The 6729-nt window shown below is 73.4% G+C and carries 8 protein-coding genes; 2 read left to right on the top strand and 6 right to left on the bottom strand.

Features of this window, described 5'->3' with window-relative positions; all coding sequences use genetic code 11:
* The 3 genes from PAI11_RS13910 to PAI11_RS13900 all read right to left on the bottom strand — a co-directional run.
* The coding region (locus PAI11_RS13910) for an SGNH/GDSL hydrolase family protein (RefSeq protein ID WP_040600307.1) at positions 1-636 on the bottom strand (636 nt) is incomplete at its 3' end.
* 47 nt (positions 637-683) lie between these two features.
* Positions 684-1601, bottom strand: coding sequence for an acyl-CoA desaturase (locus PAI11_RS13905; RefSeq protein WP_007575828.1), 918 nt, complete (start codon positions 1599-1601; stop codon positions 684-686).
* 66 nt (positions 1602-1667) lie between these two features.
* Positions 1668-2360 carry a TetR family transcriptional regulator gene (locus PAI11_RS13900; protein ID WP_007575826.1) on the bottom strand — a complete coding sequence of 231 codons (693 nt, stop codon included), beginning with the start codon at positions 2358-2360 and terminating at the stop codon, positions 1668-1670.
* Between the two features lie 65 nt (positions 2361-2425).
* Between PAI11_RS13900 and PAI11_RS13895 the strand changes: the two genes are divergently transcribed.
* Positions 2426-3619, top strand: coding sequence for an acyl-CoA dehydrogenase family protein (locus PAI11_RS13895; RefSeq protein WP_007575824.1), 1194 nt, complete (start codon positions 2426-2428; stop codon positions 3617-3619).
* A complete protein-coding gene (locus tag PAI11_RS13890; protein WP_007575823.1) occupies positions 3619-4473 on the top strand; it encodes an SDR family oxidoreductase in 855 nt (284 codons plus the stop codon). Before PAI11_RS13895 ends, PAI11_RS13890 begins: the two co-directional genes overlap by 1 nt.
* Positions 4474-4479: 6 nt before the next feature.
* On the opposite strand, the gene purU is transcribed toward PAI11_RS13890, so the two are convergent.
* The 3 genes from purU to PAI11_RS28155 form a co-directional block, all read right to left on the bottom strand.
* Positions 4480-5388 carry a formyltetrahydrofolate deformylase gene (purU, locus tag PAI11_RS13885; protein WP_138974315.1) on the bottom strand — a complete coding sequence of 303 codons (909 nt, stop codon included), beginning with the start codon at positions 5386-5388 and terminating at the stop codon, positions 4480-4482.
* A gap of 185 nt (positions 5389-5573) precedes the next feature.
* Complete coding sequence (locus PAI11_RS13880; protein ID WP_040600306.1) at positions 5574-6233, bottom strand: collagen-like protein; 660 nt, start codon at positions 6231-6233, stop codon at positions 5574-5576.
* A gap of 178 nt (positions 6234-6411) precedes the next feature.
* Positions 6412-6729, bottom strand: a 318-nt coding sequence (locus PAI11_RS28155; RefSeq protein WP_040600305.1) for a helix-turn-helix domain-containing protein, incomplete at its 5' end; no start/stop codon positions are given.

Genomic DNA, 6729 nt, shown 5'->3' with positions numbered 1-6729 from the left:
GGCGGGCGGCAGCGCCGCCCGCCAGCGATCGTCGCTGTCCGGAAGCCCCAGGGTCGCCGCGACCGCGTCGGTGATCCGCTGGTGCCCGGCGGGATTCGGGTGCAGCCGGTCGTCGCACCACAGCCGCGCGTCCTGCGCGGCCGGCAGCCGGCCCAGGTCCACCAGCACGGCGCCGGTTCGCGTCGCGACCGCGCGCAGTCCCTCGTTGTAGGCGAGGAACCGCTCCCGCACCAGCCGCGCCACCGGCGCGAACGCCGAGAGGTCGGGGAAGGTGATCGTCACGACGGTCGCGCCGGCGTCCAGCAGCCGCTGCTGCATCGCCTCCATGTGGCCGAGCACCGTGGCCAGCTCGAACGACGGCCGGATCACGTCGTTGAGGCCGCCGATCACGCTCGCCAGATCCGGCCGCAGGGCCAGCGCCGGCTCCAGCTGCTCCTCGCGGATGCGGCCGATCAGGCGGCCGCGGATCGCCAGGTTGGCGTAGTGCGCACGCGGGTCGACGGTCGCCAGGCGGACCGCCAGGCGGTCGGCCCAGCCGCGCTCGCGGCCATCCGGATAGGGGTCGCCGACGCCCTCGGTGGTGCTGTCGCCGAGGGCGACGAAGCGGGTGAAGGTGCGGGGCGCGGCGGCGGGCACCCGACCATTCTGCCGGGCGCTCGGCGTCGGCCGCGGCACCGCCGCCGTCAGGCGGCGTCGGAGACGGCCACGGCGCCCTTGGCCGACCGCAGCTGCTTCTCCGCCTGGCGCTCGCGGCTGATGTAGACCGGCTTGCTCATCAGCCCCAGCCGCACCAGGGCCCGGATCAGGAGCGCCGACAGGTCGATCTCGTACCAGCGCATCCCGTGGGCGGCCGACCGCGGGAAGGCGTGGTGGTTGTGGTGCCAGCTCTCGCCCAGCGACAGGATCGCCAGGAACGGGTTGTTGCGCGACTGGTCGTCGACCTCGAAGCGGCGGTAGCCGGAGATGTGGCAGATCGAGTTGATGCTCCAGGTCACGTGGTGGAGCAGGAAGACCCGCACCAGCCCCGCCCAGACGAAGGTCTGGAGGCCGCCGGCGACGGTGCCGTGGTAGGCCAGGCCGAGCAGGAACGGCAGCAGCAGGCCCGCGCCGGCGATCAGGAAGAAGGCGCGGTGGATCCGGACCAGGCCCTTGTCGCGCAGCAGATCGGGCGCGTGCTTGGCCGCCAGCCCGCGGTCGGTGCGGGTCGACAGGAACCAGCCCATGTGCGCGTGGTAGAAGCCGCGCAGCCCCTCGCCGCCGCCGATGTGGGGGCTGTGGGGGTCGCCCTCCTGGTCGGTGTGGGCGTGGTGCTTGCGGTGATCGGCGGCCCAGGTCAGCGCCGGGCCCTCGATCGCGGCCGACCCGGCGATCACGAACGCGTAGCGGACCCACGGCTTGGCCTGCACGGCGCCGTGGGTCAGCAGCCGGTGGTAGCCGATCGTGATCCCGAACGCGGCGATCAGGTAGAGCACGACCGCGACCGCCAGGTCGAACCAGGTGACGGCCGAGCTCCACAGCAGCGCGACGGCGACCAGCGCGCCCAGGAACGGCAGCGCGACGACGGCGATGTTCACGTTCCGGGCCGTGCGCGACAGGTGCATTCGATCACGCTATGCGCAGATGACGCAGAAGACACTGCCACGAGCGGTGAACCCGCGGCGCGTTCTTCATCGTGATCCGAGTACGTCCGGCCGCTCCGGGCCGATCCCGTCGAGCACCATCCGCGTGGTGTGCGCGACGAACCGCTCGACCAGGTCGCCGCTGAGCCGCTCGTCGAAGGTCTGCTCCAGCCACGAGCGGGCCGAGAACAGGAACTCGCAGATCCCGATCACCGAGAAGAAGAAGAACGTCGGGTCGACCTGGCGGAACGCCCCCGCCGCCGCCCCCGACTCCAGCAGCCGGGCGTGCCAGGCCCGGGTCGGCAGCGCGAACGCCTCGCTCAGCCGCGCGACCGTCTCGGGATCCGCCCGCCGCAGGCGCTCGTTGAGCAGCGAGCTCAGGTAGGGGAAGCGCAGGAAGTTGCGGGCGATCCCGCCGACGTGGCGCTCCATCGTCGCCCGCGGCGGCAACGCCAGCTCGTCGAGTTGGGCCAGGTCGGCCTGGAAGCTGCCGACGACCCGCTCGACCAGCGCGTCGTAGAGCCCATCCTTGCTGCCGAAGCAGTACTTGACCATCGCCACGTTGGCGCCGGCGCGCGTGCAGAGGTCGCTGACCGACACCGCTCCCCCGCCGCGCTCGTGGAGCAGCTCGTGCGCGGCCTGCAGCAGCCGCTCGCTGGTGACGGCCGCCCCGGTGGGCGGGTCCGCCGGCGGCGGCAGCCGGGTCGGTCCGAGCGGGCGGTCGGTCGGGGACGTGGCCACGGCGGCGATCGTGGCACGACGGCGGCTTGACTTCAATCAAATGCTTATTTAGCTTCCTGGCGGTCATGAGCACCCTCACTGCGAACGCCGGCCGCGGCCTCACCGCCGACCAGCGCGAGATCTTCGCCACGGTCGACGCGTTCGCGCGCGACGCCCTCCATCCGCTGCAGCAGCGGATGGACGACGAGGAGTGGTGGCCGCCCGAGGTCTTCCCGCGCCTCGGCGAGCAGGGCTTCCTGGGCGTCGCCGTGCCGACCGAGCTCGGCGGCGTCGGTGCCGACTTCGTCACCGAGTGCCTGGTCGTCCAGGCGATCTCGCGCTGGAACCCGGCGATCGGCCTGTCGTACGCGGCGCACGAGAACCTCTGCCTCGACAACGTCGTGGCCAACGGCAGCGACGCCGTCCGCCGCCGCTACGCCCCCGGCCTCTGCGACGGCTCGCTGGTCGGCGCGCTCGGCCTGACGGAGCCGGGCGCCGGGTCCGACGCCCTCGGCGGGATGCGGACCACCGCCGTCCGCGACGGCGACGACTACGTCCTCAACGGGACCAAGCTCTTCATCACCAACGGCACGATCGCCGACGTCGTGCTGACCTATGCCAAGACCTCGCCCGAGGCCGGCCCGCGCGGGATCAGCGCGTTCGTGGTCGAGACCGGCACCCCGGGGTTCCGCGTGGCGCAGAAGCTCGTGAAGATGGGCCTGCGCGGCAGCCAGACCGCCGAGCTGGTCTACGAGGACGTCCGCGTGCCCGCCGGGAACCTGCTCGGCGAGGAGGATCGCGGGGTCGCGGTCGTGATGAACGGCCTCGACCGCGAGCGGGTCGTGATCGCCTTCAACGCGCTGGGGATCGCCGAGCGGGCGCTCGACCTGTCGGTCTCCTACGCCCGGGAGCGCGAGCAGTTCGGTCGCCCGATCGGCGCCAACCAGCTGATCTCGGGCCAGGTCGCCGACATGTACACCGAACTCGAGGCGCTCCGCTCGCTCGCCCTCGACGTCGCCTTCGAGGTCCAGGAGACGCCGCACGGGACCGCCGCCCAGCAGGTCGCCACCCGCTCGGCGGCGCTGGTGCTGCTGGCCGGGCGGACCCTCAACCGGATCACCGACCGCGGCGTGCAGATCCACGGCGGTGGCGGGTACATCTGGGAGACGGAGATCAACCGGCTCTACCGGACCGCGAAGCTCTACGAGATCGGCGCCGGGACCAACGAGGTCCGCCAGTCGATCGTCGGGTCGAACCTGCTCGGGATCAAGGCCCGCTGATGTCCGCTCCGTCGAGGATCTTCGCCCCCGGCGTGCTCGAGGGGCAGGTGATCCTGCTCAGCGGCGGCGGCAGCGGCCTCGGCCGCGCCGCGACGCTCGAGCTGGTCGCGCTCGGCGCCCACGTCGCGATCTGCGGCCGCCGGATCGAGCCGCTGGAGGAGACGGTCGCGCTCGCCGGCGCCCGCTGCAGCGCCCACGTCTGCGACATCCGCGAGGAGCAGCAGGTCGACGCGCTGGTCGACGACGTCCTGGCCCGCTACGGGCGGATCGACACCCTCGTCAACAACGCCGGCGGGCAGTTCCTCGCCCCGGCCGAGGAGATCACGCCGAAGGGCTTCCGGACCGTCACCCGCCTGAACCTCGACGGCACCTGGCTGATGACCCACGCGGTCGCGACGAAGGCGTTCATCCCGGCCGGCGACGACGGCCGTCCGCGTGGCGGCAAGGTGATCTCGACGACGCTCTCGCCACACAACGGCCTGGCCGGGATGGTCCACAGCTCGGCGGCGCGGGCCGGCGTCGAGAACATGATGCGCGAGCTGTCGATCGAGTGGGCGCGGTTCGGGATCAAGCTCAACGCGATCGCCGCGGGTCAGTTCGGGACCGACGTCTTCATGACCAAGTACCCGAGGGAGATGGTCGCCGCGGCCGCCGGCCAGGTGCCGATCCAGCGGCTCGGGCGGCCCGAGGAGTTCGCCTGGCTGGTCGCCTACCTGGCCTCCCCCGGCGGCGACTTCTTCAGCGGCTCGGTGCTGACGATCGACGGCGCGCGCGACAACCACGCCGGCCCCTGGCCGCCCGCCGTCCACGTCGACGACGCCGGCGATCCGCTGCGCGAGTCGCGGCGCGGCTGACGCCGCTCAGAGCACCACCGTCGTGCCGTCGTGCACGATCACGCGGTCGGCCGCGTGCCAGGCGACGGCCCGCGCCAGCACCGTCCGCTCGATGTCGCGGCCGACCGCGATCAGCGCCGGGACGTCGTCGCGGTGGCTGACGCGAGCGACGTCCTGCTCGATGATCGGGCCGGCGTCGAGCTCCTCGGTCACGTAGTGGGCGGTCGCCCCGACCAGCTTGACCCCGCGAGCGCGGGCCTGGGCGTAGGGCTGGGCGCCGACGAAGGCCGGCAGGAAGGAGTGGTGGATGTTGATCACCGGCACGCCGAGCCGCTCCAGCAGGTCGCCCGAGAGGATCTGCATGTAGCGCGCGAGGATCACCACGTCGACCTGGCCGTCGAGCAGCTCCAGCAGCCGCTGCTCGGCCGCCGGCTTGGTGTCCGGGGTGATGGGGACGTGGTGGTAGTCGATCCCGAACGGCTCGACGTCGCGGCGCAGGTCGTCGTGGTTGGACACCACCAGCCCGACGTCGAGCTCCAGCTCGCCGCGGCGGGTCCGCCAGAGCAGGTCCAGCAGGCAGTGGTCCTCGCGCGAGACGAGGATCGCCGCCCGCTTCGGCCGCGCCGCGTCGTGCAGCGACCAGGTCATGTCGTGGTCGGCGGCGACGCGCTCGGCGAACGCGCGCTCCAGGTGGGCCCGCCGCTGGGCCAGCCCCGGCAGGTGGAAGACGACCCGCATCAGGAACGTGCCGCCCTCGAGGCTGGTCGAGTACTGGTCGGACTGGGCGATGTTGGCGCCGTGCGCGTGCAGCAACCCGGAGACGGCGGCCACGATCCCGGGGCCGTCGGGGCAGCGCACCAGCAGCCGCCCGACGTCGGAGACGTCGGCCTCGGGAGGGGCCTCGCGGCCGGTCGGCAGGTCTGATGGCTCGGGCACGGGGTTCGCGACGGTCGGCGCCGGGCCTGGTCGCCGGGCGCGTGGTCCGGCCGTTCCTACCACAGCCGAGACCGCCGATCGCGGCGGTGGACGGCTGTTCGCCCGTCGCGGGCGGCCCGCGACGCGCCGCCGGCGGGCGCGGGCGGCACGGCGCCGGCGGGGCCTCCACCGGCGCCGGCCCACCCCTAGCCGACCTCGCCCACCGGGACCGCGGTCAGCCGCACGTGGCTGACGGCGGCGACCGCGTCGTCGGTCGAGCAGAGCACGCGCAGCGTCTCGCCCGCGGCAGGCGACCCGATGCCCTGCACGACCAGCGGCGTCCGCGAGGTGGCGGCCGCGCTCGACTGCGAGAGCGCGCTGTCGATCGTCGTCGCGCCGACCCGCAGCTCGCAGCTGTAGATGTCGGTGTCCTGGGTGAAGAGCGTCAGCTTGGCCGTGACCAGGTAGCTGCCGGCGGGGACCGCCTTCTCCAGCACCTCGGTCGAGGCATTCGCCGGCAGGTTCTTGCTGCCCAGCGACGCAGTCAGGACCTTCGGCAGCGACGCAGGACCGGCGGGGCCCTGGGGCCCGGCGGGACCGGCGGCGCCGACCGGCCCGGTCGCGCCCTTCAGCGCGTTGACGGCGCTCGTGCTCAGGTCGGAAAGCCCGAGCGAGCGGTTCTTGACGTCACTGCCGGTCAGCGACGAGTTGCGGATGTCGCTGCCGGTGATGCTCGAGTTCTTGATCTGCTTGCCCGTGATCATCGTCGCCGCCGTCGCCGTGCCCGAGAGGGCGGCGAAGAGGGCGACCGACGCGATCACGGTCGAGGCCTGGGGACGACGGATGCGGGACTGCGGGCTGGGCACGGTGGGCTCCTGCGTGGTTCGGGGGGCGTGCTCCTACGGCACGACGACCAGGATCGCCACGGCCGGCATCCCCCGCATGAGGGATCTCCCCCCTGTCCTCGGGGTTGGGGGGGTCGCTCCCGGGCCCCGGCCCGAGCGAGGCGTCGACCCGGATCCGCCGGTGGTCGGCGGTCCCGGCTCAGAGGGCGTCGGCGAGCGCCCGCCGCGAGGGGACGCCGAGCTTCGCGTAGACCCGCGTCAGGTGGTTCTCGACCGTCTTCGGGGTCACGAACAGCTCCTCGGCGATCTCGCGGTTGGTGCGCCCGTCGGCCGCCAGCTCGGCGATCCGCCGCTCCGACGCGGTCAGCTCGTCGAACCGCAGCCGCTTGGCCGGGGCGCCGGCGACCTCCAGCTCGGCGGCGACCGCCTCGGCGGTCCCGCGCGCCCCGCAGGCGAGCGCGACCTCGAGCGCCGCCCCGAGCGCCTCGCGCCCATCGCGCCGGCGGCCGGCCCGCAG

The sequence above is a fragment of the Patulibacter medicamentivorans genome, from assembly GCF_000240225.1.
Classification (GTDB): domain Bacteria; phylum Actinomycetota; class Thermoleophilia; order Solirubrobacterales; family Solirubrobacteraceae; genus Patulibacter; species Patulibacter medicamentivorans.
This window is presented reverse-complemented; position numbering and strand designations above follow the sequence as displayed.

Excerpts from the sequence above, each read along its gene's own strand:
- PAI11_RS13905 (WP_007575828.1), bottom strand. The coding sequence starts at position 1,601 with ATGCACCTGTCGCGCACGGCCCGGAACGTGAACATCGCCGTCGTCGCG.
- PAI11_RS13895 (WP_007575824.1), top strand. The coding sequence starts at position 2,426 with ATGAGCACCCTCACTGCGAACGCCGGCCGCGGCCTCACCGCCGACCAG.
- PAI11_RS13890 (WP_007575823.1), top strand. The coding sequence starts at position 3,619 with ATGTCCGCTCCGTCGAGGATCTTCGCCCCCGGCGTGCTCGAGGGGCAG.